The following is a 24,193-nucleotide window of genomic DNA, read 5'->3' as shown; positions in this document are numbered from 1 at the left end:
AGATCCTCTTTTCTACAAGTTCGTTGAATTGATTATAACGTGCACGTCTCTATCTGATATCGGTTAGTATGCAGATTCACTCATCTTTCAAAAAATGGCGTGCTCTTGACTTAAGTCAATGTGCACCTGCTCCCATCCTTTTATGATGGAGACAAGATCATTCGAAAGGAGTTTTTTCTCATGAACCATTCATCTGTCCGTTCACAACGGCGTGCCGCGCTTTGGTCTGGAATCGCACTCGTCCTCATGGCACTCGTCGCCTTTTTCGCGCAAGGCTACGTCTACCAATCACTCGTCATCGAAAATGAGGCGATGACAACGTATGAAAACTTAGTCAGTCATCCGACGCTGTTCCGTTTTGGTATCATCGGCTGGGGGATCATTGTCTTGCTAGACCTGATTGTCGCCTACGGACTATATCGTTTCTTTAAACCGTTCCACACCACACTCGCCTTACTCGTCGGGACACTTCGCTTCCTCTATACGCTCATTCTCGCCTTCGCCGTTTTACGTCTCGTTGAAGCCGAACGTCTCCTCGATACTTCCACTTCAGCTAGACAAGTGTATGAAACGGTCACGTCATTTGAAACCATTTGGTCGCTTGGCTTGATCGTGTTCGGTCTTCACCTCATCGCAGTCGGATGGATTGCGATGCGGACCCAATTCATTCCAAGAACGATTGGCATCTTACTCGTCGTCGCCGGCTTCAGTTATACAATTGTTCATGCCCTTTACCAATTCCCAACGCTTGAAAGCATGACGACTTTACTCGAGCTCACTCTCATGCTCCCGATGTTCGTCGGCGAATTGGCCTTTGCCGTATGGTTGATTGTGAAAGGAAGATTACTTCCTACACATGATAGCACTCGACAATCCTCAGGTGACGCGTCGCCCGCTTCTTGATCCGACTGAGTGACTCCGGTGTGATACCGAGATAGCTCGCCAGTTGATATTGTGGGACCCGATGAACCAAGTCGGGTCTCTTTTCCATCAAGGTCTGATACCTCTCCTCCGGTGTGGACGACATGAACGAGGCGAACGCATCACGCATCGTCCCCATGTCTTCTTGCATCATGTCACGCGTCATCGCTTCAAGGACAGGATTCATCTCGTATTGCTCCTGCTCTGTCGCAAGGTCTCCAACGACGAGACAACATTCTTCTAAACACGCTAACGAATACGGTGATCGTCCATCTGCATGATGTTTCGTTAATATGGTGATGCTTTGTTCTTCCGTAATGAAATCGACAGTATGCTCGTTCCCGTCTTCGTCAACTTTATATTGACGAATGCAGCCACTCAAAACGAAATAGCATTTAGCCGGGACGTCTCCTTGATGCAAGAGAATCGTCCCTTTCGGAAACGTGGCGATTGGTACATCCGCCACCAACCGCTCACACTCGTCGTCACTCAAATCCGTAAACCGTTTCATGTATCGAATCAAGACGTCTTTCATCCCGTCCACTCCTTTTCAAGGAAATCGATCTAGTCCTTCCAGTATAGCAGGTTTCATCAATCAAAAAGACCTGCCCCCACCGCTTTGGTGGGACAGGTCTTCGATTAAGATTTTTGTAAGATTTTAATGTCGTTGATGATGTCTTCTGTCGGGACGTCTTGGAAACCAGGATACGCTTTGATGATTTTGCCTTCCTCGTCGACCAAATAGAAGTACGTCGCGTGGTCGACTTGTGTGCCTTCTTCCGGCTTCCGGACGAGCGCTTTGAAGCTTTCTTGGGCGAACGTCTCAATCTCGTCTTGCGAGTAGCCCGACAAGAACTGCCAGTCCGCTTTCGCAAGGTCATAGCCACTCATGAATTCTTTCATCTTCTCCGGAGTGTCCACCGTCGGGTCAACACTGAACGAGACGAATTGCACATCTTCGACGCCCTCTTCTTCAAGCGCTTCATTGAGCTTCGTCATGTTGTACGTCATTGGCGGACAGACCGTCTCACAGCTTGTGAAGACGAAGTCTGCCATCCACACTTTCCCTTTTAAATCGTCGAGACTGACCATCTCTTCTTCTTGGTTCATGTATTCAAACGATTCGACTTCCCAGTTGAGCGGGTCCTCGATTTCTTGTCCGCATCCTGCTAGGACGATGAGCATCGTCATCAAACTACCGATCCACCATTTCTTCACACGTTCCAACTCCTTATCGCTTTTTGACATTCCACATGAGGATGGTGATGAGCGTGAAAGCCGTCAATGCGAGGAACGGAATCGTGATGAATCCGAGCCAGTTGATGTATTGACCGCTACACGGAACACCTTGTGCACAAGGCTGAATTTCTGCAAATCCCGGCACTTTTTGTACCAAGTAATGGTAAAGTGAAACAATACCGCCTATGATAGTAAGCGGTAACACATATTTTCGTACCGCCCGATCGTCCGTGAAGACGGCAATTCCTAGGATGATCGTCAGCGGATACATAAAGATGCGTTGAATCCAGCAAAGCTCACATGGCACGAACTCCCGAATCTCACTGAAATAGAGACTCCCGAGTGTCGCCGTCAACGCGACGAGCCAAGCGAGATACAATCCATATTTTTCGAAAAATGACTTCATCTTATAGATCCTGCTCGATCAACTGTTGGATTTGTTCGTAGTCGAACGGGTCCTCGAGCATCACACCGTTGATCATGATTGAAGGTGTGAATTGAACACCGTTCTCTTTCACAAGCCCGTCGTCCGTACTGACTTTTTCGAGCACGGTCGAGTTTTCGCCAAGGTCTTGTTCAAGTTGTGCCAAGTCGACCGATGTCGTCTCACCTGCGATTTCTTTTAACTTCTCGACCGTCACCCATGCGTTGTCGTGTTGTTGTGAAGCCGGTTGCGCGTCATAGAGCGCTTTATGGAACTTCCAGAACGATTCAGGATCTTGCTCGTACACCGACTCGGAAGCGAGGGATGCCAAAATTGATTCTTGTCCGTGGAACAAGACGTTAATATAGCTGAAGCTGACATCTTCCTTGTCGAGATAATCCGCTTTCAGTTGTGGATAGATCGTTTCGCCCCACTGTTTACACGATGGACATTTATAATCTCCGAACTCGACAACCGAGACTTTTGCGTCCGAGTCTCCGAGTGTCGGTTGTCCTTCGATTGACACGTGATCGCCTCGGTCGGCCGTTGTCGGCTCATCTTGATTGAGCAAGACGAACACCAATGCAATCAATGCGACCGCGACGACGGTCATGATGACCAACCATTGATTCTTTTTCATTCTCTTCACCTCTATTTATTTTTCGACTCGTCTTTCATTATAGCGGAAGCTCTTTCGCCTATCATGTGTTCGACTCGTTTTTCATAATTGTCTTCATTTCAAGCTTTAGGAGGTTTTACTCGCATGATCAAGTCTTTTACGATGCGCCTTGGACTCATTTTGGCGCTCAGCATTGCCACGCTCGTCTTTTTACTGACAATTGCACTCACCTCCCTAATCAGTCATCGGGCATCTGATTCGCTCGAACAAGAAATCGGGAAACGTCTCTCGACGACATCACATCAATTGGCGGACAAACTCGACTTTTATATGTGGTCACGCTATCAAGAAGTCCAACTTTTACAAGGGCTCGACCTAGAAGACCCGGACGCGACACGACGCCTGCTCGATCAAGTCCAGTCGAACATTCCGGCATTCTCTTGGATGGGTGTCACGGATGCGGAAGGGACTGTCGTCGCTTCCACGAACGGCATACTCGAAGAGGCGTCCATCGCTGAGCGCCCAGTTTATCTCGAAGCGAAAGAAGCACCTTTCATCGGTGACGTCCACGAGGCGGTCCTCTTAGCTGAACTGTTACCGAATCCGACGGGTGAACCGCTCCAATTCGTCGATATCAGTGTCCCCTTATTTCAAGACGGGACGTTTCAAGGGGTTCTTGCCACTCACTTGAGCTGGGCATGGGGAAGAGAAGTACTCGGACATTTTAATCGGACGCTCCATGAACAAGTCGACGATACGGATTTGTTCGTCGTCAGTGAACGAGACAATGTGGTGCTCCTCGGTCCAGACGATTTAGTCGGAAAACCGCTCCCCGTGTCGTTTACGGAAGGGGTTTCCGTGAAAGAATGGGAGGATGGACAGGACTATCTGACGGGGATGTCGATTGGAGAAGGGTATGATGAGTATCCTGGACTCGGTTGGCGTGTCGTCGTCCGTCAACCGGCAGAGCGCGGAGACGAGGATCCTATGGATTGGCCTGTTCGCATCTCTTGTGACGGCCGTCATCGGCTGGTTACTCGCTTCCGTCGTCACGAGACCATTGAAACGAATTACTGAAACAGCTTCGCTCATGGAGCAAGGAAAAGTAGATAAATTTCCACATCAATCCGGAATCGAAGAGATTGAGTCACTCGCATTCGCACTCGAATCGCTCGTCACATCCCTCACAGAGTCAGAATCGGAACGGGTGCACTTTGAGCTCCTTGCGAACCGTGACGCGCTGACCGGTCTCTCGAACCGTGTCGCCTTACGTGAACAGTTGAATCAACTGCACGCTTCGGAAGAGCCATACGTTTTCTTTTATATCGACCTCGATGGGTTCAAAGCGGTAAACGATACATACGGTCACGCGGTCGGCGATGAATTGTTAGTCGAAGTCGCACGGCGGCTACAAACACTTACAATCGATGACATCGATCCGGTCCGCTTGAGCGGGGATGAATTCTTCCTCATGTTCCCAAGACATGAACGTTCAATTCAGGATATTCACGAGATCGGGACATCCATCATCGATACGCTCTCACAACCTGTGATGCTCGGTCTCATATCGGTAAAGGTCGGGGCAAGCATCGGCGCATCGATTTGGTCGCCAGCAGAACCTCCACACGTCGCCATCGAACAAGCGGACGACGCCTTATATCGGTCAAAAGCGAACGGGAAAAAGCGGCTTTCGTTCCATGAGTCGTTCGAATGAATACTGGCATCCATACGAAAAGGAGTTCGTGATGAACTCCTTTTTGTTTACTCTTCGGTTTCCGTATTCACGTCTTCCTCTTCGGGCATCGGCTCTAAGTCCATCGTATACACGTATTCCGCACCGAAGTTATTTATGATGAACAACTCTTCTTCTGCGCGTGTCGCGAGTCCGTTCGAGAATCCGATGACGGCGTACATCTCCTCTAGAAGAAGATCTTGTTCTTTGTCAATCTCATCAAAGATGGCTTGTTCCCATCGTTCGATGATTTGACCGAGTTGACGATAATCTTCGGACTTGATTTTATTCTTGTCCCGTAGCAACTCTAAATAGTCGCGGACCTCTTTCAGATTGTCATGTGTCATCGGGATGGCACCCGCCTTTTCCGTCGCCAAAATCTTTTGGTGCGTCATCAGATGCATCGCTTCAACGAGATTCCCTTTGTTTAATTTTTTCTCATCGTCAAAGACGAGCCCCGTCGTCTCCTGCGGATTGATGCGACGCGTCACGTTTTGACGCCGCCCGAGCGGGTCTTCTTCTTTGATGATGTCAATCAATTCAAGCGCCCGCTCATACTCTTCTTCCGTCAAATTGTCCCGGTCGAGCTCACTTTGATTCGGTCCCATCCAATACTGATAGAATGCATATGTAGCAATGACCACTATTACTAAGACAAGTCCCATCCAAGGAAACCATTTTTTCCATTTCATTTACCATTCACGCCCTTTTACTGATTCTCTCCATCAAGGATAACATATATACCTTGCTGAAAATCCCAATAAAAGGTATTTAATCATGACCTCGTACAAAAAAGTACCCGCCTCCTAATATCGGAGCGGGTACTTTCTCTAAATCTTATGCCTCGAACAACAATTGTTCTGGATCTTCAATCATCTCTTTGATGTGCTTGAGGAATGTTACAGCCTCACGACCATCTACGATTCGGTGGTCATATGAGAGTGCGACATACATCATCGGACGGTTTTCCATCGTGTCCGCGTCGATTGCGACTGGGCGGAGTTGAATCGAGTGCATCCCGAGGATGGCAACTTGTGGTCAACACGCCACCGTTTGTGATCGTGAACGTACCACCTGTGAGGTCGCTCAAACCAAGCTTGTTGTTACGCGCTTTATCCGCAAGGTGAAGGATGTCTTTCTCGATTTCACCGAAGTTTTTACGGTCTGCTTCACGGACGACAGGGACGACAAGACCGTCCGGCGCCGATACGGCAATCCCGATATCGTAATATTTCTTCAAGACGATTTCATTACCTTGGATTTCAGCGTTCAAGTAAGGCATGCGCTTGAGAGCCGCGACCGCTGCTTTCGTGAAGAATGACATGAAGCCGAGTTTGACATCGTTGTCTTTCACGAACTTCTCTTGGCGACGTTTACGAAGTGCCATGACCGCCGACATATCGATTTCGTTAAACGTCGTGAGCATTGCTGCCGTCTGTTGCACTTCTACGAGACGGTTGGCAATCGTTTGACGACGACGTGTCATCTTGATGCGCTCTTCTTCTTTCCCACTTGCAGCCGGTTGTGGTGCTGGAGCTGAAGCAGCTGGTTTTTGCTCTTTCACAGCTGGTTTGTCTTCATGTTTTGAAACGTCATGGACATTGATGCGTCCCATCGGATCGTTCGTTTGAACGGCCGAGAGGTCGATGCCTTTCTCACGAGCGAGTTTACGGGCAGCAGGTGTTGCGATTGGTCCTTTACCCGGGCTCGCGACGTGTTCTTCGCGTTTCTCTACTTTCTTGCCCTCTTCAACAGACTCCGTTTTCTTCTCAGTCGGCGCTTCTGTCTTCGTTTCTGTCGCGTTTTCTGTCTTCGTCTTCGTCGCGACAGCCGTTCCGCCACCAGAACCTGAACCGAGACGTGCGATGACGTCACCAACTTGAACCGTATCCCCTTCTCCGGCAAGTTGTTCTTCTAACACACCCGCTTCGTCAGCCGGGACTTCGATATTGACCTTATCCGTCTCGAGCTCGACGATGGCTTCCCCTTTTTCAACTTGGTCGCCTGGCTGTTTGAGCCATGTCGCGACCGTTCCTTCCGTAATGGATTCTGCTAATTCAGGTACTTTAATTTCGACCACAATGAGTTCCCCCTTAACTTATTTACGATCTTTTTGGTATGTGCTCGTGCCTGCACCGCTCGAGACGACGTCGCGAGAAAGTGCTTCACGGATGATGCGTGCTTGTTCTTGCTTATGGGCTGTCGGATTTCCTTCAGCCGGGCTCGAACGACGGCGACGACCGATGTAACGAACGTCGAGTCGGTTCGTTGTGACCGCTTCAAGACGAGGCTCAATGTATGTCCAAGCTCCCATGTTTTTCGGCTCTTCTTGTACCCAGACGATTTCGCGTGCGTTTGGATAACGGCTGATGACGTCACGAATCTCACGAACCGGGAACGGATAGATTTCTTCGACCCGGATGATGTGCAAGAAGTCGAGTGACTCTTCTGACTTGCCGACCGCTTCCGCGAGGTCGATCGCCATCTTCCCTGTGCAGAAGACGAGACGTTCGACTTTCTCTGCGTTCTCACCGAGACCTGGCTGTTCAACGATTGGTTTGAAGCTCTCTTCCGTGAACGCCTCGATCGGTGACGTCGCGAGTGGATGACGAAGCAGACTCTTCGGTGTCATGATGATCATCGGACGAATCTCTTCTTTGCCGAGCATCTCAGCTTGGCGACGGAGAATATGGAAGTATTGTGCCGCAGACGAAAGGTTTGCGACTGTCCAGTTTTTCTCACCGGCAAGCGTCAAGTAACGCTCCATACGTGCACTCGAGTGCTCTGGTCCTTGTCCTTCATAACCGTGTGGCAAGAGCATGACAAGCCCTGATTTTTGACCCCATTTCGCACGACCGGCCGAGATGAACTGGTCGAACATAACTTGCGCCGAGTTCGCAAAGTCACCGTACTGGGCTTCCCACAATACGAGCGTGTCTTGTGCGAATACATTATACCCGTATTCAAATCCAAGAACTGATCCTTCTGAAAGCGGGCTGTTGTAGACAGAGAACGAAGCTTTCGCCGTCGACAGCTGATGGAGTGGCGAGAACTTCTTCCCTGACTCGACATCGTTCAACATGATGTTCCGTTGGGCGAACGTTCCGCGCTCCGAATCTTGACCGCTCAAGCGTACCGGCGTACCGTCTGAAAGAATCGAAGCGAAGGCGAGCGTCTCCGCATGACCCCAGTCGATTTTTCCACCTTCACCGAATGCGTCACGGCGACGGTCGAGTACTTTTTGAAGCTTGTGGAAGACTCCGAATCCTTCTGGCCAGTCAAGCAACTCTTCGTTCAATTGCATGAGGAGTTCGAGTTCTACGCTCGTATCGACTTTTGGGAATCCTTTATGGACCGCGTCCGGCAAGACGATGTCAGCATCCTCTTCTTCAGAAGGAACGAGGTCGCGCGCTGCTTTAAGCGCCTCTTCGATCTTTTGTTCGATTTGTGCTTTCTCATCTTTTGTCATGACGCCTTCTGCCTCAAGTTGCTCGGCATATACGTGACGGACAGACTGATGTCCTTTGATCGCTTTATAAAGAACCGGGTTCGTATTCATTGGTTCGTCCATTTCGTTGTGACCGTAACGACGATACCCAATCAAATCGACCAAGATATCTTTATGGAACTTGGCACGATATTCACTGATCAATTTCGCGACGGCGACACATGCTTCCGGGTCATCTGCATTCACGTGGAAGACTGGAATTTCATACCCTTTGGCGATATCACTCGCGTAACGTGTCGAACGTGAATCGTTCGGGTCCGTCGTGAAACCGATGGTGTTGTTGGCAATGACGTGAACCGTTCCACCTGTACGGTAACCCGTCAAGTTCGTCATGTTGAGCGTCTCCGCCACAATCCCTTGTCCTGGGAATGCCGCATCTCCGTGAATCAAGATCGAAGCTGCCAAATCATCCTGCTGGACAGCCGATCCTTTCTCAGAACGGTCATCTTGTGCGGCACGTGTGTACCCTTCGACGACTGATCCGACGAATTCAAGGTGACTCGGGTTATTTGCCAAGTTGAGACGTACTTCTTTTTGTTGTTCGACGACTTTGCGATCAAGTCCAAGGTGATATTTCACGTCGCCTGACCAACCAAAGTTGATGCCGATTGACCCTTCAGACGGAATCAATTCTTTATTCGGTGCGTGCTGGAACTCCGCAAAGATCATCTCGTATGGCTTGCCGAGTACGTGAGCGAGTACGTTCAAACGTCCACGGTGTGCCATCCCGATGTTGATGTGTTCAGATCCACTCGAGATGAGTCCTCCGACCATGGCGTCAAGTAACGGCACCATCGCATCCAATCCTTCGATGGAGAAGCGTTTCTGTCCGACATACGTTTTATGAAGGAAAGATTCAAACAGCTCGGTCTCAGCCAGACGTTTGAACAATTCGATTTTTTCTTCTTTTGAGAAGGTTCGTTTCAATGCGCCTTGTTCGACTTGACGGCGAATCCACTTCTTCTCTTCCATATCGTCTAAGTGACGGAGTTCGATTGCGACCGTACCTGTATAGACGTCAAGCAAGTGACGGAATAACTCAAGGGCACTCGCATTTGGTTTCGGTGCATCGTCCGAAAGAAGACGGGCCGGAATTTGTTTTAAATCTTCTTCTGTCAAATCATAACGAGACAGTTCGAACAATTCCTGTTCGCGCGGATGATCTTTCAATGGATAAATATCCGCCGCCTTATGACCGAACGCACGGATATCGTTGACAAGGCGTGTCGCCGAGACGACTTTCTCTAAGTCAAACGATGGTCCCGAGACCGGTACTTCTGTCGGTGATGATTCTGGTGCTCCGTTCTCGTCGAAGTAACGACGTGTCTCCTCATCGACCGATGACGGGTCTTCCAAATATTGCTCGTACAGTTCAATGATGTAGCCTAAGTTAGGACCATAAAATGCTTGCGATTTCTCGTGAACATTCGACGACTCTCCCATTGAATAAATCCCCCTTATCCATTCCTAAACGTCCAATCTGTGAACGCTTTCATTTTAACATGTAGCCCGAAGCAGTTCACTCTTCTCTTACCCTAGTGAACAAAACCAAATCTTGCCTCTTACGCTCAACTTCATACTACACCTTTCATGCTAGAAAGACCCTTACAAATTCACAATTCGTCCATACTATTTCGATAAGTTTTGCTTATCGATAAATTGTGTCTCAAGGGATTTGTTTCAAACATTTCAAAAAAAGATGAAACCTTATTTCAAACAAGCCCGTAGAAGGGGATGTAGGAAGAACACTATCACTCATAAAAGAAAGTTAGGTGACCACATGTTATCCGTACAAAATGTCCATAAGAAAATGGGAAAAGCAACGGTATTGACGAATGTCAGCTTTGATGTCGTTCCAGGTGAAATCTTCGGTTTCCTCGGACCGAACGGCGCCGGGAAGACGACAACCATTCGAATCATTACAGGTCTCATGCCTGCAACACACGGGACCGTGACGGTCGATGGGTATGACGTCGCGAACAACCGCCAAGAGGCGCTCAGCCGAATCGGAGCCATCGTCGAAAATCCGGCGTTTTATCCGTACATGACCGGTCGTGAGAACTTGATTCACGCCATGAACTTGATCCCGAACTTAAAGAAAGTCGATTTGAACGCACTTGGTGCGCTCGTCGGACTCGATGGAAAGCTCGATATGAAAGTCAAACAATACTCGCTCGGGATGAAACAGCGCCTCGGGATTGCCCGTGCCTTGTTGCATAATCCAAAAGTACTTATCCTCGATGAGCCGACGAACGGTCTCGACCCAGCCGGGATTGCCGACCTGCGGAATTACTTACGTCACCTCGCGGACCACCGTGGCATCGCCATCCTCATTTCAAGTCACTTGTTGAGTGAGATGGAATTGATTACGGACCGCTTTGCCATCATTGACCAAGGACAAATCAAGTCGGTAGAAGACGGTCAGACGAAAGCCGATAGCGTCATCCTCTGTAAAGTTGCGAAAGAACAGATGAGCGATGCGCTCGATGTCGCAGCTCTCGCCTTCGATGATGTGAAAATCGTTCAACAGTCTGCCGAGTCGTTCATCGTGCCACGTCAAGAGGCCGATATCCCTGTCCTATTGAAGCAATTGATTGAACGTGACATCGCCGTTTATCAGATCGGCATGAAGCACGAGTCACTCGAAGAACAATTCTTGAAATTGACGAAAAAAGAAGGAGGTACGAACAATGCGTTCATTACTCAGCAATGAATGGATGAAGTGGCGCCGCACGATTAAACCTTACGTCGCCTTAGGTGTATACACCGCGATCATCCTCATCGTATATGCCGTATTGGCAAGCGGAGATGGGTCACCGGAAGCTGCGTCGTTCTTTGAATTCTCAACGATGGGCGCCATCGCCTTCCTCAGCATCTTTACCATCGTCTTTACAGCCGAGATGGTCGGGAATGAGTTGAAATTTGATACGTTGAAACATCTTTTGATGAGTCCGTATTCCCGAGACCGCATCTTGCTCTCAAAACTCGTCATGGCCGTTCTCGTCATGTTGCTCCAATTCGTCTTTATTTTAGTCGTCGCGTTCGGGTTCTCTCTCACGTTAGACGGTTCTGTCACATGGGATGTCGTTCGTCCGATCCTCATCAGCGTGAGCGGACCCATCTTCATCATTTTCTTAACGCTCATGTTTTCGGTCGTCTTCAAATCAGTCGGTGTCGTCATCGGTTTCACGGTGCTCGCGAACTTCGCCTCAAGCATCATCGGTGGTCTTCTCGTCGCATGGAAACCTGAACTCGCAAAATGGATCGTCTTCTTGCATGCAGATCTTTCAGTCTATGACTTGAACCCAGAATTCATGGATGCAATGGATGTCACGATGGGCTTCTCGATCTTCTATGTCGCCCTTCACATCATCGCCTTCTATCTCATCACGGCATTTATGTTCCGTAGCAAAACGTTTGCGGAATAAGCATACTTCGAATGATAAAGTGGTACCTCTTTGCTATAGGCGTTTTATAGTGAGGAGGTATTTCTATGTCTAAGACAGCATTACTCATTATTGATATGTTCAATGATTTTGATTTTGATGGTGGCGACATGCTACGTACGCATACTCAAGTGATTGTTGATCCGATTCTCAAGTTAAAAAAACATTTTAAAGAGACGGACTTGCCCGTCATTTATTGTAATGACAATTTTGGGCAGTGGAAAGATAGCACGGAAGATATCATTGATTATGTGAAAGGTACAAAAGGAAAGCAGATTGCATTACAAATCGAACCAGAGGATGAAGAGTACTTCATTATTAAACCAAGACACTCTGCCTTTTTCGGAACCCAGTTAGATATTTTGCTTCGTCAGTTAAGCGTGACGAAATTGATTTTAACTGGTGTCGCAACAGATATATGTATCCTCTTCTCCGCAAACGATGCTTATATGCGCGATTATGATATTTATGTTCCTCGCGATTGTGTGGCCGCAGAGACATTAAAACGTCATGAAAGTGCCTTGACGATTATTGATGAGGCGCTAGGAATCGAAACATCTTCTGTGTCTGAATATATGCGTCACATTAAAAAGTGATTTATATTTTTCATCTTGGACACATATTCCCAATATTTAAACGTTTTCAAGATACTCTTTTAAGCTATCCTTATCTTATAAAGGTTAGCAAAGGGTGTGATGTTGTTGTATCTCATAATCGGTCTAGCATTATTCGTCTGTTTGATTGCACTTATTTTTACCATCATGGTCGGACTCGGGAAAGACCGCTCCACGTACAGCCAAAAGAAGAGCTGGTCGATGGTTTCTTGGCTCTACATCATTTTGCTCCCTGTCTCGTTTATCGGACTCGGACTCCTCTATTATTTCATTACGAAATAACGCAAAAAATCACGATGCCTGGATAGAGGCATCGTGATTTTTTTACGCGATTAAGTCGCTCCAAATTTTAACGGTACTCGCTAAGATGAGTAACGCTAAAATCCATTGAAGCGCTTTTGTATTCATATTCTTCCCGACATTCGCCCCAATCGGTGCAGCAATCAGACTCGCGATGATCATAATGATGGCTGGCCCCCAGACGATTTGATCGGTAATGATTTTACCGAACGTCGACCCGATCGACGAGATGAACGTGATGGCGAGTGAACTTGCGATCGCCATCTTTGTCGGGATGCGCAAGACGATGAGCATGATCGGCATGAGAATGAATGCCCCTGCCGCTCCGACGATACCAGCTGCAATCCCGACGACGAAAGCTGAGCTGGCCGCAATCACCTTGTTGAACTGCACTTGGTCAAGCGGCATATCGTCCACTTGTGGCTTCGGTAAGAACATCATGATCGTCGCAATCGTTGCGAGTACGGCATATACGACATTGATCATCGTCTCCGATAAAATCGTCGACCCGTACCCTCCAATGAAGCTTCCGATTAAGACTGACACACCCATGTAGAGAATCAACTGTTTGTTTAAGTATCCACCTTTACGATAGGCATAGATTCCACCTATTGTCGCAAAGAACACTTGAATCGCACTAATTCCTGATACTTCGTGCGCGCTGAACGCCGCAAATCCTAAGATTGGTGGGATGTATAACAACATCGGATACTTGATGATCGACCCACCAATCCCGACCATCCCTGAAATGAACGACCCGATAAACCCAATTAGAAAGATTGTAATGATAAACCCGAACTCCATATTGACTCCTCCATTTACTCTCGTATTCTCTACTTATTCAATCGATTCCCAAGCCATCATACCGCCTGATACATCATAGATTTCGGTGTAACCGGCCTCTTTTAATCGACTAGCGGCCTGAGCACTTCGATTACCGCTCCGACAGATGACATAGATTGGCTCATCTTTCGGATACTTCAACTCGTTGGCATCTAATGAAGAAAGTGGTGCGTTCACCGCTCCTTCAATATGCCCCCCCTTGTATTCGGACGTTTCTCTTACGTCAAGGAGTGTTATTTCCTCGTTTTCCAATTTGTTTTGTAGAGTTTCAGCATCAATTTTCGTGATTTCATTCTTTTCTGATGTGATTACAAAGATAAAAATCGCCATAACAGTCAAAACCCCAACAAATAAGGAAATTTTCTTCATGTTTTCCCCTCCAATTCTTTTCACTTGCGCTCATTATACCTCAGGGGGTATATTAAAGCCAACGAAACATTCTCGTTGCCAAAAACCTTAAACACGAAAAGGAGATCAAAGACTCATGAAGACGATTACGACTACTGAATTAGAAGCGTTACTTCAAGCTGACGACTCACTCAACCTCATCGATGTACGAGAGGTAGATGAATATGCTGGAGGTCACATCAAACAAGCGAAAAACGTACCACTTTCTGAATTCGGGGCAAAAGTCGATGAGCTCGATCGCTCTAAACCGATTCACGTCATTTGCGCAGCCGGTGGACGCAGCATGAACGCATCCGCTTATCTCGACTCACTAGGGTTCGATGTCACGAACGTCGACGGTGGGATGATGAGCTGGCAAGGCGAAGTCGAATAAACGATTACATTCATAGGGGGAAATCCACATGTTATTACGTTATTTTTATGATGAGAAATTAGCACAAGCTTCATATATGGTCGGATGCCAAATGACAGGAGAAGCCATCGTCATCGATCCGGCCCGGAACATCGAGCCATACCTTCAAGAAGCGAAAAAAGAAGGCATGAACATTGTTGCAACAGCTGAGACACACATTCATGCGGACTTTGTATCGGGCTCACTCGAACTCGCGAAGCGCACAGGTTCGAAAGCCTATCTATCAGACGAAGGTGATGCTTCTTGGAAGTATGCGTTCGCCAAAGACATCGACGCACAACTCGTCAAAGAAGGCGACACGTTCAAAATCGGAAACGTGACACTCGAAGTCATGCATACACCTGGTCACACGCCAGAACACATCTCGTTCCTTCTGTATGACCGGAACCAGACACAACCGATGGGCATCTTCACAGGCGACTTCGTCTTCGTCGGAGATATCGGTCGCCCCGACCTCCTCGAAGAAGCAGCCGGTGTGAAAGGAACGACGGCAATCGGCGCAGAACAAATGTTTGATTCACTCAAGAAGTTCATGGCGCTTCCTGACTTCGTTCAAGTTTGGCCAGGACACGGTGCAGGCAGTGCTTGCGGGAAAGCGCTCGGCGCGATTCCAACGTCGACGGTCGGTTATGAGAAAGCGACGAACTGGGCGCTTCAAATGACGGACAAAGATGCCTTCATCAAAGAGTTGACGACGGATCAACCAGAACCGCCGAACTACTTCGCCATGATGAAGAAAGTGAACAAAGAAGGCATTCAAGTGACGACAGACGTCGCTCGTCCTGAAGTCGTCGGTTCAGGTCGCCTTGATACACTCGTCGAAGAGACGCAAGTCGTCGACACGCGTAAAGGGGAAGACTTTGCGAACGGACACATACCTGGGACAATCAATATCCCATACAACAACAAGTTCGTCTCGTGGGCTGGCTGGCTCGTCAACTTCGACAAAGACATCACACTCATCGCAAGTGCGGAAGATGTCGATCAAGTACAGACCGACCTTCAATCAATCGGTCTCGACCGTCTTCGCTTCATCGTTCCGGTCGAAGAGCTCGACGCTTCACTCTTGACGGAAACGTATACGGACGTGACGGCAGAAGAAGCAATCGAAGCTGCAGAAAAAGGTGACGTCTTCGTCCTCGACGTTCGCAACGCGACGGAATGGAACGCGAGCCATTACGAAAAGGCAGAGCGCATCTTGCTCGGTAAACTCACACGTGATCACGAAGGTCTTCCGACCGATCAAACGATTGCGGTCCACTGTGCGTCAGGCGTCCGCTCACGCATGGCAGCAAGTGTCCTTCAATCGCTCGGCTACAAAGATATCCACAACATCCTCGGTGGCTACGGCGCGATGAAGACTGTCTTGAACGCTCAACAAATCAAGTAATGCTATACTGACTATGAATATGGCGCCCGCTTCGAGAGGGGCGCCGCTATCGGTCCACTTAACATTCGTTTCGATTTACTCATTTTTTTAGTAAGCCTTGGTATCCTCTATGTAATCTTTCGTTTCCTCGGTCTGACGAGTAAGCAACGTGAAGCCGTCAGCGGTACATGGTTTTATGGATTCCTCGCCTGGAAAGGAAGCGCCATCCTCATCGGTCTGTTGACGACTCGTGATATTTCTCTTGCCCTCTACGCTACGGGAGGCGTATGGTCTCAATGGATCGCGGCCGCTGTTGTCCTTTGGTTCGTCTATCGACTCGATCGAGACCTTTTAGGATATTGGGTGCTGAGCGGGCTCCTCATCTGGCTCGGGATGACGCTCGCGGTTCCGGTATACGGGACAATATTCACTCTTCCCGACCAGCCGATTCATCTATGGAGCGCTGTCCTTCTCCTCGTACTATTCGGACTGACGTGGCGCTGGGTGCATGTGCCGACTCGCGGACACCTCCTTTGGACCGTCCTTGGCGCATCTAGTATCTGGCTGTTTCAGTCGTATGCGGTCGGAAAAGTTCAATGGTGGATGATTGGGATTGTCTTCATCCTGTTCGGGCTTTCGCTCTATGTCGCTCGTCCTTCAAAGAAAGCGATTCAAGTTAGTGCCGGTGTCCTCGTTTTGCTCGCGGTCGTGAATGCCGCCCTACCGGAACGCGCGACACAAACTGTCACGACAGAGACAGCATCTACCGGTCTAAACATCGGGCAAATGCCCCCATCGTTTGAGTTACAACGAACTGACGGGAGTACGTTCGACTTAGCATCGTTACGCGGTCAACAAGTCGTCATCAACTTTTGGGCGTCCTGGTGTCCTCCGTGTCGTGCAGAGATGCCGGATATGGCGGCGTTCGCGAAAGAACGAGACGACGTGACGATTGTCGCCGTCAACGCGACGACGAGCGAACGTGACCCGGACAATGCCATCTCGTTCGTCGAACCGTACGAAGACGCGTTTACTGTCGTCTATGACCGTGACGGTCAAGTCGGGGATGCGTACCGGATTCAGGCGATGCCGACGACATATGTGCTCGATGAATCCGGTGTGATCATCGCAAAACAATTCGGGGCCATCGACAAGAATTGGCTCGACGCTCAAGTAAATTGAACATGACAAAACCGCCGACAGTGATTTGTCGGCGGTTTATCTTATTGCTTCAAATATCCTTGTGCTTTCAAGAAGTCTTTGACGTCAAGACGCGTCGTTTTTGACAACATGCGTCCCATCTGTCCAGTCCACGTGTCTTTACGCGGGTTCGAGCCACGGACCATATAGTAATCGTGGATCAACGCATCGTAATCGGAAAGGGATTGCTTCATCCGTTCTGGATTCGCTTCATACGTATTCTCATGATAAACATGATGGAACGGCAAGCGTGGTTTTTGATCCTCGACTGAGGCCGGTACACCGACGGCCATCCCGAAGAGCGGAATGACCCGTTCCGGCAATGCAAGCACTTCTTTGACCGCAAAAAGGTCGTTCCGAATGCCACCGATATAACAAATGCCGAGCCCCATCGACTCAGCCGCTACGGCCGCATTTTGTGAGGCGAGTGCAGCGTCGATCACAGCGACAAGCAACTTCTCATCAGTCTCAAGCGTCGCAGACACTTCTGCTTCCTGTAGCTCACCAATCATTTCATGGCGATGCAAATCCGCGCAAAAGACGAAAAAGTGACCGTTCTCGACGACATAGGACTGGTTGCCCGCAATCTCGGCAAGTCGTTTCTTCTTCGCTTCATTGGTCACCCCGATGATGGAATAGGCTTGGATAAAGCTAGACGTCGATGCGCGTTGGGCGCTCTCAACGATGGTCTGGATTTGTTCATCTGTTAATGTCTCGTCCGTAAAGTCACGGACGGAACGGTGGTTCAATAAGGTCTCAATCACTTCGTTCATACGTTCTTCCCCCTTTTTTCAATCTTGGCACAAGCTTTCTGAATCCACAAATGAGAGGAATCCGTCGGGCACATTTTGAAAGGGGAAGCTCACTTCTTGTTTTCTTATGCTATCATTATAGACTACATAGAAAATACGACAGCGTAACTTCGAATAAGGAGCGAGATATATGAAAAGAATGCCATTTTACATTCCATTCCTGCTTGGGGTGCTACTCCTCTCCGGTTGTACGGATGCCGATGTGAGCGTCCCGACGTCGACTGAAGAAACGGTCGAAGAGGAACCGGCACAAGAAGAACGGACCACCGAGACGCCTTCACCTGAACAAGAAGAAGATTTATTTGAAGGCTATACACAAATCGAGGTAGATGGCGGTGATCAGGCCGGAAGACGGGAAGCGAATGTCGTCGTCGATATCGGCTTCGGCGACCGTGAGTACTGGGCGTTCACGAACGAGCATGGTCAATTGATTCGTGTTATCGCCGACGAAATCACGCTTCAAGACGATGAGACCGAAGACGTCAATTCTTCTGGTCGTTATTATTCAGACGAGGCGAAAGTTCCGGGTGTCGAAGACCCGAATCTCGATGAAGGTCATATCATCGCCGATTCGCTCGGTGGTGTCTCGAACGCCTATAACATCACACCACAAAACAGTGCACTCAACCGCTACGGGGACCAGGCGTTCATGGAAGATGTCATTCGAAAGGCTGGCGGCGCGAAAGACTTTGAGGCAATCATTACCTATCCGAACACGACGACACAGATTCCTTCCCGCTACCAGTATACGTATACCGTACGAGGCAACACGGTCACGGATACGTATGATAACGCGGACCCAGAAGAAGTGAACGAATCGCTCGATTTGACGGACGATTCTCCACCTGACGTGACGACGGATCCTGTCGAAGAGCGAGAATTATCCGATATCGACGTTGACGGAAACGGACAAGTGACAATCAAAGAAGCGAAAAATGCCGGATTTGAGATGCCGATCACGCGTGATCATTGGTTGTACCAGTATATGGACGACCGAGACGGTGACGGGATGGTCGGTGAATAACCACAATAGACGAGACTTTCCTCTATGAGAGGGGCGTGTCCGCGGCACAAGACCGCGGTTACATGCTTAGTTCGACATTTGGTTCAAGAATGGTGCGAGATCAACGTTCAACTCGTTCGAGAGACGCTCCCCAAGTTCACGATCCGCACGATAGAAGTTGCAGATCAAGAGGAGAACCGTCTTCTCATGACGAACTTCTTTGATGTGAGCGACGAGGTTGCGGATAAGCGCATCCTTCTCTTCTTGAGAATAACGGCGATACACTTCTCCGGCCTGACCGAAGTCGTTCGTCTTCTCAATTTTCTGACGACCTGTCACACCTGTGATCGGTTGCGGCGTTTCGATGTAATCCGCATTCGGCTTTGGCGCGTCTTCATAGCGGTTCGGCTCGTAGTTGACTGGACTCGTCTGTTGCTTGAATGGCATCGCCCCGTCACGCTGGTTGTTCGCGACTTGAGCGAACGGGCAGTTGATCGGAAGTTGAAGGTAGTTCGGCCCGATGCGGTGACGCTGCGTATCCGAATACGAGAAGAGACGTCCTTGGAGCATCTTGTCTTCCGACGGCTGAATTCCTGGTACAAGAACGCCCGGGTTGAAGCCAACAGACTCTGTCTCAGCGAAGAAATTGTCGACGTTCTTGTTGAGGGTCATCGTTCCGACCAATTGGTATGGGATGACCTCTTCGAACCAATCTTTCGTCGCATCGAGCGGGTCGAAGTCGAAGTTATCCATGTCTGCCGGGTCTAAAATTTGTACGTATAGATCCCATTCTGGATAATCGCCTTGCTCAATCGCGTTAAACAAGTCACGTGTTGCGTGGTTGAAGTCTTCCGCTTGAATCTTCGCGGCTTCTTCCATCGACAAGTTTTGAATGCCTTGCTTCGGTACCCAGCGCATCTTTATGTACACTGTGTTGCCAAATTCGTTCACCCATTTGAAAGAGTGGACGGACGATCCGCGCATATGACGATACGATGCCGGAATGCCTTCGTCACTGAACAAATGGAGAAGCATGTTTGTTGATTCCGGTGTGAGTGACATGAAGTCGAAGAAGCGGTCTGGGTCTTGAAGGTTTGTTTGTGGGTCCGGTTTGAGCGAGTGAATCACGTCCGGGAATTTAATCGCGTCACGGATGAAGAAGACCGGCAAGTTGTTTCCGACGAAATCATAGTTCCCTTCTTCCGTATAAAACTTGACGGCGAAACCACGCGGGTCACGAAGCGTCTCCGGTGAACCTAAGCCGTGGATGACGGTCGAGAAACGCGCAAACACAGGCGTTTCTTGCCCCTCTTCTTGCAAGAATGCGGCTTTTGTATATCGTTTCATACTATTTTTTACAGTGAAGACACCATGCGCCCCTGCCCCTCTCGCGTGAACGACGCGTTCTGGTACGCGTTCACGGTCGAAATGCGCTAATTTCTCAATTAGTTGGTAATCTTCGAGAAGCGTCGGGCCCCGACGACCCGCAGTGATGGAGTTGGCGTTATCCCCGATTGGTGCGCCTTGGTTAGTAGTTAGTTGACGGTGTTGATCCATATGATTGCCTCCCATTATTTATAATCATTACAATCTTGATATTAATCAAACATTAGAATGATTACAAATAAAAAGCTCGTGAATCACGAACTTTTTTTCATGTGTCTCTTTTGTTTGGCTTTTTCACGTTGATGAAGCGTGACGACGAAGAACGCGGCGAGCACTCCACCAAGTGACCCAGCGATGATGTCGACCATCGTATCGTCGTTCCCGTTCCCTTGCATCGTCGTGTTTAAGACGACGTCGGATGTAAATTCATACATCTCCCAAAGCGCCGCGCCAGCCATAGAAAAGACAACGATATAGACGAATAAAAATCGTTTCGGGATTTCAGTTCGAATGTCGTCATCGAGCCGGGAGAAGAAGTCGAATCCTAAAAATGCAAGAAAGATACCGCTCAAGAGGTGTAGGAACGTGTCCCACCAGCCGTTCCCGTACAATCCGACGATGGACCCTAAATACTGTGAGGCAAACAAGAACAGGATATAGGCCACCTTCATCTTGCTATCGAGTTCTGTTTTAAACGTCTTTTCAATAAAGAACGGGATGAGACCCGAGATGATCCCGGCTCCCGCCACACTTGCATCGAACCAGGATTCTTCAATGATCGATGTCACGAGTATGACCGCCATGAACAAGACGAATCCGAATTCGAGGATACGCCCTTTCGTGAGCTTCATGATACTTCGCCTTCTTTCATCTAATTTGTTCTCTATTAGCTTTATTCCCAAGTCTCAGTTGTGTTCAACCACACAATCGAATTTAGTTGGACTCACTTGTCATTTACGAACATACGTTCTATAATAATTATTATGAATCCGAGGAGGAACTTGCTATGCCGATCAATCCGTATCTCAATTTTAACGGGAATTGCCGCGACGCCGTGAACTTCTATGCGGACGTATTCAACCATGCCGCTCCAGACATCATGACGTTCGGTGACCAACCTGGTCCAGACGGTCAACCGGTGCCGAGTGAAATGGCCAATCTCGTGCTGCATACCCGACTATCGATTCACGGCTCATCGCTCATGTTTTCTGATGCGATGCCTGACGGACCGGTCACGTTTGGGGACAATGTCACGCTCGCCGTCGTCACGGACGACCTCGATGCCATCCACCGCGAGTTCGATGCACTCTCTGTGAATGGCCGTGTCTTGATGCCACTTCAAGAGACGTTTTGGAGCAAGGCGTATGGCATGCTCGAAGATCAGTTCGGTGTCCAATGGCAGTTTAGCCACGAAGCATAAGAACGACAAAAAAATCCCCGATTCTTGACGAATCGGGGATTTGCTTATTTTTGGACTACGAAGAAGATGCGCTCCGCATCCGCTCCTGGTGCATGTTCGGTAAAATCAGATGTGACCGATTTGACGTGGAACCCAGCACCAATCAACCATTGCATGTACTGCCCTGGTTCATATGTCCGTTGTTCATGCGTCTCCTCGATCCGTTCGTACGTTCCGTCTTCAAGCGCGACGAAGAACGTTAAATCGTGAACGACTGAGAGCGGTGCCTCTCCTGGGTCGGCAAACCAGATATACGAGCACTCTTCCCCGTTTGACGCGTACGTCTTTTGGTTGAAGAGCGTCTGCATCTTATTCGGCGCATGGACATCAAAGATGAACAGCCCGCCCGGTTTGAGTTGGTTGTAGACAGATTCGAACGTGTCGATCACATCTGCCTCATCCCGCAGGTAGCAGAGTGAGTCACAGAGAATCGTCACCGCATCGACCGGTTCCGGTAATTCCAACTCACGCATATCTTGTTCCCAAAGTGGCAACTCGATTTCTGCTTCAAGTGCCTTTTCTTGTGCGACTTCGAGCATCGACTCCGATAAGTCGATCCCCATCACGTCGTAATGTTCGGCGAGGCGAATCGTAGCCGATCCTGTCCCACATCCGACATCCGCGAGTGTCGCGCCATCTTGGACGTGACGACGCACGAAAGCGACCCACTCATCATACGGCGCGTCTTTCATTAACTCGTCGTATACATAGGCGAATCCTTCGTATGCCATTAGCCGACTTCCACTTCGACGTGCGGCGCGTCAGCCCACAATTTCTCTAGGTTGTAGTAATCACGGTCGTCACGATGGAAAATGTGAACGACGACGTTCTCGAGGTCAGCAAGTACCCAACGTGCCGTGTCCATTCCTTCAAACTTGTGGAGTGGTAGGTCGTTCTCGCCAGCGACATCTTTGATCTCACGTGCGATCGCTTCAACTTGCTTCTCCGAGTTCCCGTGACAGATAACGAAGTAATCCGCAATCGGCGAGATCCCTTCCATGTCGAGTACGACGATTTCCTCGGCACGTTTGTCGTCAGCCGCTTTTACAATCAATTCTAATTCTTCTCTTGCAGTCATATTGACCCTCCTAAGGTGTATTCACAAAATCATTATACGTTTCAATCGTCAGCGGAAAAATGCGCACCGACTTCTTCAATAAAAATTCAATCGTTTGGCGCAGTGTCGCGACAACCGCCCCTTCGAGCGAATGCGCTGCCTCTACCCGCAGGCGATCAACCCCTGGATAATTCCGATTCGGTTCGATGGCATCGGCCACGAATAGGATTTGATCGAGACGAGACATCCCAGGCTCTCCCGTCGTATGATTCCGAATTGCCGATAGTACGGTTTCATCGAGTTCATACTGACGAGCAAGCAAGATCGCACCGACCGGCGCATGTAACAACTCGTCCCCGTACTCAAGAAGGCTTGGATCAAGTTCCTCTTCGATGACGACTTGACGCATCTCTTCCGTGTCAAAGTACTTGGCGTAGTCATGAAGCATCGCTGCTAGACGGGCCTCTTCGACGTTCTCGCCGTACTGAACCGCCATCCGCTCTGCCGTCTCGACGACACCGAGCGTATGGATATAGCGTTTTTCTGGTAGCGTCTGTTTAATCAACTCATGCGCTTCTTCAAACGTCATACAGCTTATGCTCCTTCACATACGTCTCGACGAGTGCCGGGACCAAATATTTGATGGATTTTCCTCGCTTCGCCCGCTCCCGAATATCGGTGGACGAAATCTCAAGTTGCGGCATATCGATTGGACGAACGTCCGCCTTCTCTGGAATCAAGTAACGCGTCCCAGGACGGGCGACGGCACCGAATGCAACGAGACGGATAAGTGTCTCATAGTCGTGCCACGATTCGAGTGCGACGAGCGAATCCGCTCCAATCAAGAAATAGAACGTATCGTCTGGATGCTGTTCGATCAACCGCTTCATCGTCTCCACCGTATAGGACGGCTCACTCCGCTCAAACTCAATCAGATTCAACTTGAAATCTGACTGACCTTGAATGGCGCGGCGAGTCATCTCGATTCGATGGTCTGCCGAGCTGAAGCCGACCTTGTGTGGCGGAATCGCAGCCGGTAAAAACCAGACTTCATCGAGCTCAAGTTGTTCGCGAGCTTGTTCGGCAATCAACAGATGTCCGAGATGCGGCGGGTCGAACGTGCCCCCCATCAAACCGATGCGGCTCATGGGAGTTTGATTTGGCGATTTTCTTTCTCAGTCGCCTCTTTGTATAAGACGATGACTTTACCAATGACTTGAACAACCTCAGCTTTTGTACCTTCTGATAATTCGCCGGCCACGTCTTTTGGCGTGTCCATGCAGTTTTGAAGTACTTGAACTTTGATCAATTCGCGTTTTTCGAGTGCGTCCACGATATCTTTACACATCGCTTCGCTGACCCCATTCTTCCCAACTTGATAGATTGGTGAGAGATGGTGCGCTTCTGCGCGTAAAAAGCGTTTTTGTTTACCTGATAGCAT

At 49.0% G+C, this 24,193-nt stretch carries 28 protein-coding genes and 1 pseudogene; 12 read left to right on the top strand and 17 right to left on the bottom strand.

Translation table 11 applies throughout. From position 1 onward, the window contains the following. The first annotated feature begins 180 nt into the window (after window positions 1-180). Complete coding sequence (locus tag ON063_RS00770) at window positions 181-903, top strand: DUF4386 domain-containing protein (protein WP_274663914.1); 723 nt, start codon at window positions 181-183, stop codon at window positions 901-903. Here the strand turns inward: ON063_RS00770 and ON063_RS00765 are convergent. From ON063_RS00765 to ON063_RS00750, 4 genes are all read right to left on the bottom strand, one after another. After that, the gene (locus ON063_RS00765; RefSeq protein WP_274663913.1) at window positions 851-1,456 is read right to left on the bottom strand and encodes a Crp/Fnr family transcriptional regulator; all 606 of its coding nucleotides are present in this window, start codon (window positions 1,454-1,456) and stop codon (window positions 851-853) included. The genes ON063_RS00770 and ON063_RS00765 overlap by 53 nt on opposite strands. Before the next feature lie 104 nt (window positions 1,457-1,560). Beyond that, on the bottom strand, window positions 1,561-2,148 hold the full coding sequence (locus ON063_RS00760; RefSeq protein WP_446719114.1) for an SCO family protein: 588 nt from the start codon (window positions 2,146-2,148) through the stop codon (window positions 1,561-1,563). A gap of 4 nt (window positions 2,149-2,152) precedes the next feature. Further along, complete coding sequence (locus ON063_RS00755; protein WP_271305175.1) at window positions 2,153-2,566, bottom strand: disulfide oxidoreductase; 414 nt, start codon at window positions 2,564-2,566, stop codon at window positions 2,153-2,155. A gap of 1 nt (window position 2,567) precedes the next feature. Further along, complete coding sequence (locus tag ON063_RS00750; protein ID WP_214697344.1) at window positions 2,568-3,224, bottom strand: DsbA family protein; 657 nt, start codon at window positions 3,222-3,224, stop codon at window positions 2,568-2,570. 123 nt (window positions 3,225-3,347) lie between these two features. On the opposite strand from ON063_RS00750, the gene ON063_RS00745 reads away from it, so the two are divergent. After that, complete coding sequence (locus ON063_RS00745; protein WP_274663911.1) at window positions 3,348-4,280, top strand: PDC sensor domain-containing protein; 933 nt, start codon at window positions 3,348-3,350, stop codon at window positions 4,278-4,280. Then, on the top strand, window positions 4,264-4,917 hold the full coding sequence (locus ON063_RS00740; protein WP_274663910.1) for a GGDEF domain-containing protein: 654 nt from the start codon (window positions 4,264-4,266) through the stop codon (window positions 4,915-4,917). The genes ON063_RS00745 and ON063_RS00740 overlap by 17 nt, the downstream gene beginning before the upstream one ends. Before the next feature lie 47 nt (window positions 4,918-4,964). Here ON063_RS00740 and ON063_RS00735 read toward each other — a convergent pair whose 3' ends face one another. From ON063_RS00735 to ON063_RS00725, 3 genes and pseudogenes are all read right to left on the bottom strand, one after another. Further along, window positions 4,965-5,627, bottom strand: coding sequence for a DUF6241 domain-containing protein (locus ON063_RS00735; protein ID WP_274663909.1), 663 nt, complete (start codon window positions 5,625-5,627; stop codon window positions 4,965-4,967). A gap of 145 nt (window positions 5,628-5,772) precedes the next feature. Next, window positions 5,773-7,015, bottom strand: a pseudogene (gene odhB / locus ON063_RS00730) (2-oxoglutarate dehydrogenase complex dihydrolipoyllysine-residue succinyltransferase). A gap of 18 nt (window positions 7,016-7,033) precedes the next feature. Further along, a complete protein-coding gene (locus ON063_RS00725; RefSeq protein WP_274663908.1) occupies window positions 7,034-9,886 on the bottom strand; it encodes a 2-oxoglutarate dehydrogenase E1 component in 2,853 nt (950 codons plus the stop codon). A 337-nt stretch (window positions 9,887-10,223) separates the two neighbouring features. Here ON063_RS00725 and ON063_RS00720 point away from each other — a divergent pair, with 337 nt between their 5' ends. From ON063_RS00720 to ON063_RS00705, 4 genes are all read left to right on the top strand, one after another. Next, window positions 10,224-11,156, top strand: a complete 933-nt coding sequence (locus ON063_RS00720) for an ABC transporter ATP-binding protein (RefSeq protein WP_274663907.1) — start codon at window positions 10,224-10,226, stop codon at window positions 11,154-11,156. Beyond that, complete coding sequence (locus tag ON063_RS00715; protein WP_274663906.1) at window positions 11,134-11,871, top strand: ABC transporter permease; 738 nt, start codon at window positions 11,134-11,136, stop codon at window positions 11,869-11,871. Before ON063_RS00720 ends, ON063_RS00715 begins: the two co-directional genes overlap by 23 nt. Window positions 11,872-11,936: 65 nt before the next feature. Continuing rightward, window positions 11,937-12,485 (top strand): cysteine hydrolase family protein, encoded by a 549-nt coding sequence (locus ON063_RS00710; protein ID WP_274663905.1) that lies wholly within the window; start codon window positions 11,937-11,939, stop codon window positions 12,483-12,485. A 99-nt stretch (window positions 12,486-12,584) separates the two neighbouring features. Next, window positions 12,585-12,785, top strand: coding sequence for a hypothetical protein (locus tag ON063_RS00705; protein ID WP_274663904.1), 201 nt, complete (start codon window positions 12,585-12,587; stop codon window positions 12,783-12,785). Window positions 12,786-12,827: 42 nt separating this feature from the next. Here ON063_RS00705 and ON063_RS00700 read toward each other — a convergent pair whose 3' ends face one another. After that, entirely contained in the window at window positions 12,828-13,607 is a 780-nt protein-coding gene (locus tag ON063_RS00700; RefSeq protein ID WP_274663903.1) for a sulfite exporter TauE/SafE family protein, read from the bottom strand. Between the two features lie 33 nt (window positions 13,608-13,640). Beyond that, complete coding sequence (locus ON063_RS00695; RefSeq protein ID WP_274663902.1) at window positions 13,641-14,015, bottom strand: rhodanese-like domain-containing protein; 375 nt, start codon at window positions 14,013-14,015, stop codon at window positions 13,641-13,643. Between the two features lie 115 nt (window positions 14,016-14,130). On the opposite strand from ON063_RS00695, the gene ON063_RS00690 reads away from it, so the two are divergent. The 3 genes from ON063_RS00690 (at window position 14,131) to ON063_RS00680 (ending at window position 17,017) form a co-directional block, all read left to right on the top strand. Next, window positions 14,131-14,427 (top strand): rhodanese-like domain-containing protein, encoded by a 297-nt coding sequence (locus tag ON063_RS00690; RefSeq protein ID WP_015881009.1) that lies wholly within the window; start codon window positions 14,131-14,133, stop codon window positions 14,425-14,427. 28 nt (window positions 14,428-14,455) lie between these two features. Further along, on the top strand, window positions 14,456-15,856 hold the full coding sequence (locus ON063_RS00685) for an MBL fold metallo-hydrolase (protein ID WP_274663901.1): 1,401 nt from the start codon (window positions 14,456-14,458) through the stop codon (window positions 15,854-15,856). 219 nt (window positions 15,857-16,075) lie between these two features. Then, window positions 16,076-17,017 carry a TlpA family protein disulfide reductase gene (locus ON063_RS00680; RefSeq protein WP_274663900.1) on the top strand — a complete coding sequence of 314 codons (942 nt, stop codon included), beginning with the start codon at window positions 16,076-16,078 and terminating at the stop codon, window positions 17,015-17,017. Between the two features lie 41 nt (window positions 17,018-17,058). On the opposite strand, the gene nfsA is transcribed toward ON063_RS00680, so the two are convergent. After that, a complete protein-coding gene (gene nfsA / locus ON063_RS00675; RefSeq protein WP_274663899.1) occupies window positions 17,059-17,808 on the bottom strand; it encodes an oxygen-insensitive NADPH nitroreductase in 750 nt (249 codons plus the stop codon). Between the two features lie 169 nt (window positions 17,809-17,977). Here nfsA and ON063_RS00670 point away from each other — a divergent pair, with 169 nt between their 5' ends. Further along, the gene (locus ON063_RS00670) at window positions 17,978-18,871 is read left to right on the top strand and encodes a DNA/RNA non-specific endonuclease (RefSeq protein WP_274663898.1); all 894 of its coding nucleotides are present in this window, start codon (window positions 17,978-17,980) and stop codon (window positions 18,869-18,871) included. Between the two features lie 66 nt (window positions 18,872-18,937). On the opposite strand, the gene ON063_RS00665 is transcribed toward ON063_RS00670, so the two are convergent. Together ON063_RS00665 and ON063_RS00660 are read right to left on the bottom strand one after the other, a co-directional pair. Then, window positions 18,938-20,407 carry a catalase gene (locus tag ON063_RS00665; protein ID WP_274663897.1) on the bottom strand — a complete coding sequence of 490 codons (1,470 nt, stop codon included), beginning with the start codon at window positions 20,405-20,407 and terminating at the stop codon, window positions 18,938-18,940. Between the two features lie 83 nt (window positions 20,408-20,490). Then, entirely contained in the window at window positions 20,491-21,087 is a 597-nt protein-coding gene (locus tag ON063_RS00660; RefSeq protein WP_274663896.1) for a hypothetical protein, read from the bottom strand. A 155-nt stretch (window positions 21,088-21,242) separates the two neighbouring features. On the opposite strand from ON063_RS00660, the gene ON063_RS00655 reads away from it, so the two are divergent. After that, complete coding sequence (locus tag ON063_RS00655; protein WP_214875227.1) at window positions 21,243-21,656, top strand: VOC family protein; 414 nt, start codon at window positions 21,243-21,245, stop codon at window positions 21,654-21,656. Between the two features lie 44 nt (window positions 21,657-21,700). Here the strand turns inward: ON063_RS00655 and ON063_RS00650 are convergent, their stop codons facing one another. From ON063_RS00650 to yhbY, 5 genes are read right to left on the bottom strand one after another with little or no spacing between them, the layout of a single operon-like run. Continuing rightward, window positions 21,701-22,426: a class I SAM-dependent DNA methyltransferase gene (locus ON063_RS00650; RefSeq protein ID WP_274663895.1), complete on the bottom strand. Its 726-nt coding sequence runs from the start codon at window positions 22,424-22,426 to the stop codon at window positions 21,701-21,703. After that, window positions 22,426-22,773, bottom strand: coding sequence for a ribosome silencing factor (gene rsfS / locus ON063_RS00645; protein WP_074032684.1), 348 nt, complete (start codon window positions 22,771-22,773; stop codon window positions 22,426-22,428). The genes ON063_RS00650 and rsfS overlap by 1 nt, the downstream gene beginning before the upstream one ends. Window positions 22,774-22,783: 10 nt before the next feature. Beyond that, window positions 22,784-23,341 (bottom strand): bis(5'-nucleosyl)-tetraphosphatase (symmetrical) YqeK, encoded by a 558-nt coding sequence (gene yqeK, locus ON063_RS00640; RefSeq protein ID WP_274663894.1) that lies wholly within the window; start codon window positions 23,339-23,341, stop codon window positions 22,784-22,786. After that, the gene (locus ON063_RS00635) at window positions 23,331-23,900 is read right to left on the bottom strand and encodes a nicotinate-nucleotide adenylyltransferase (protein WP_214696089.1); all 570 of its coding nucleotides are present in this window, start codon (window positions 23,898-23,900) and stop codon (window positions 23,331-23,333) included. The genes yqeK and ON063_RS00635 overlap by 11 nt, the downstream gene beginning before the upstream one ends. Next, on the bottom strand, window positions 23,897-24,193 hold the full coding sequence (yhbY, locus tag ON063_RS00630; RefSeq protein ID WP_074032681.1) for a ribosome assembly RNA-binding protein YhbY: 297 nt from the start codon (window positions 24,191-24,193) through the stop codon (window positions 23,897-23,899). The genes ON063_RS00635 and yhbY overlap by 4 nt, the downstream gene beginning before the upstream one ends.

This window comes from Exiguobacterium sp. B2(2022) (assembly GCF_028823655.1).
GTDB classification, from domain to species: domain Bacteria; phylum Bacillota; class Bacilli; order Exiguobacteriales; family Exiguobacteriaceae; genus Exiguobacterium; species Exiguobacterium aestuarii_A.
The sequence above is the reverse complement of the archived record's forward strand: the minus strand, read 5'-3'. Positions and strand labels throughout refer to the sequence as shown.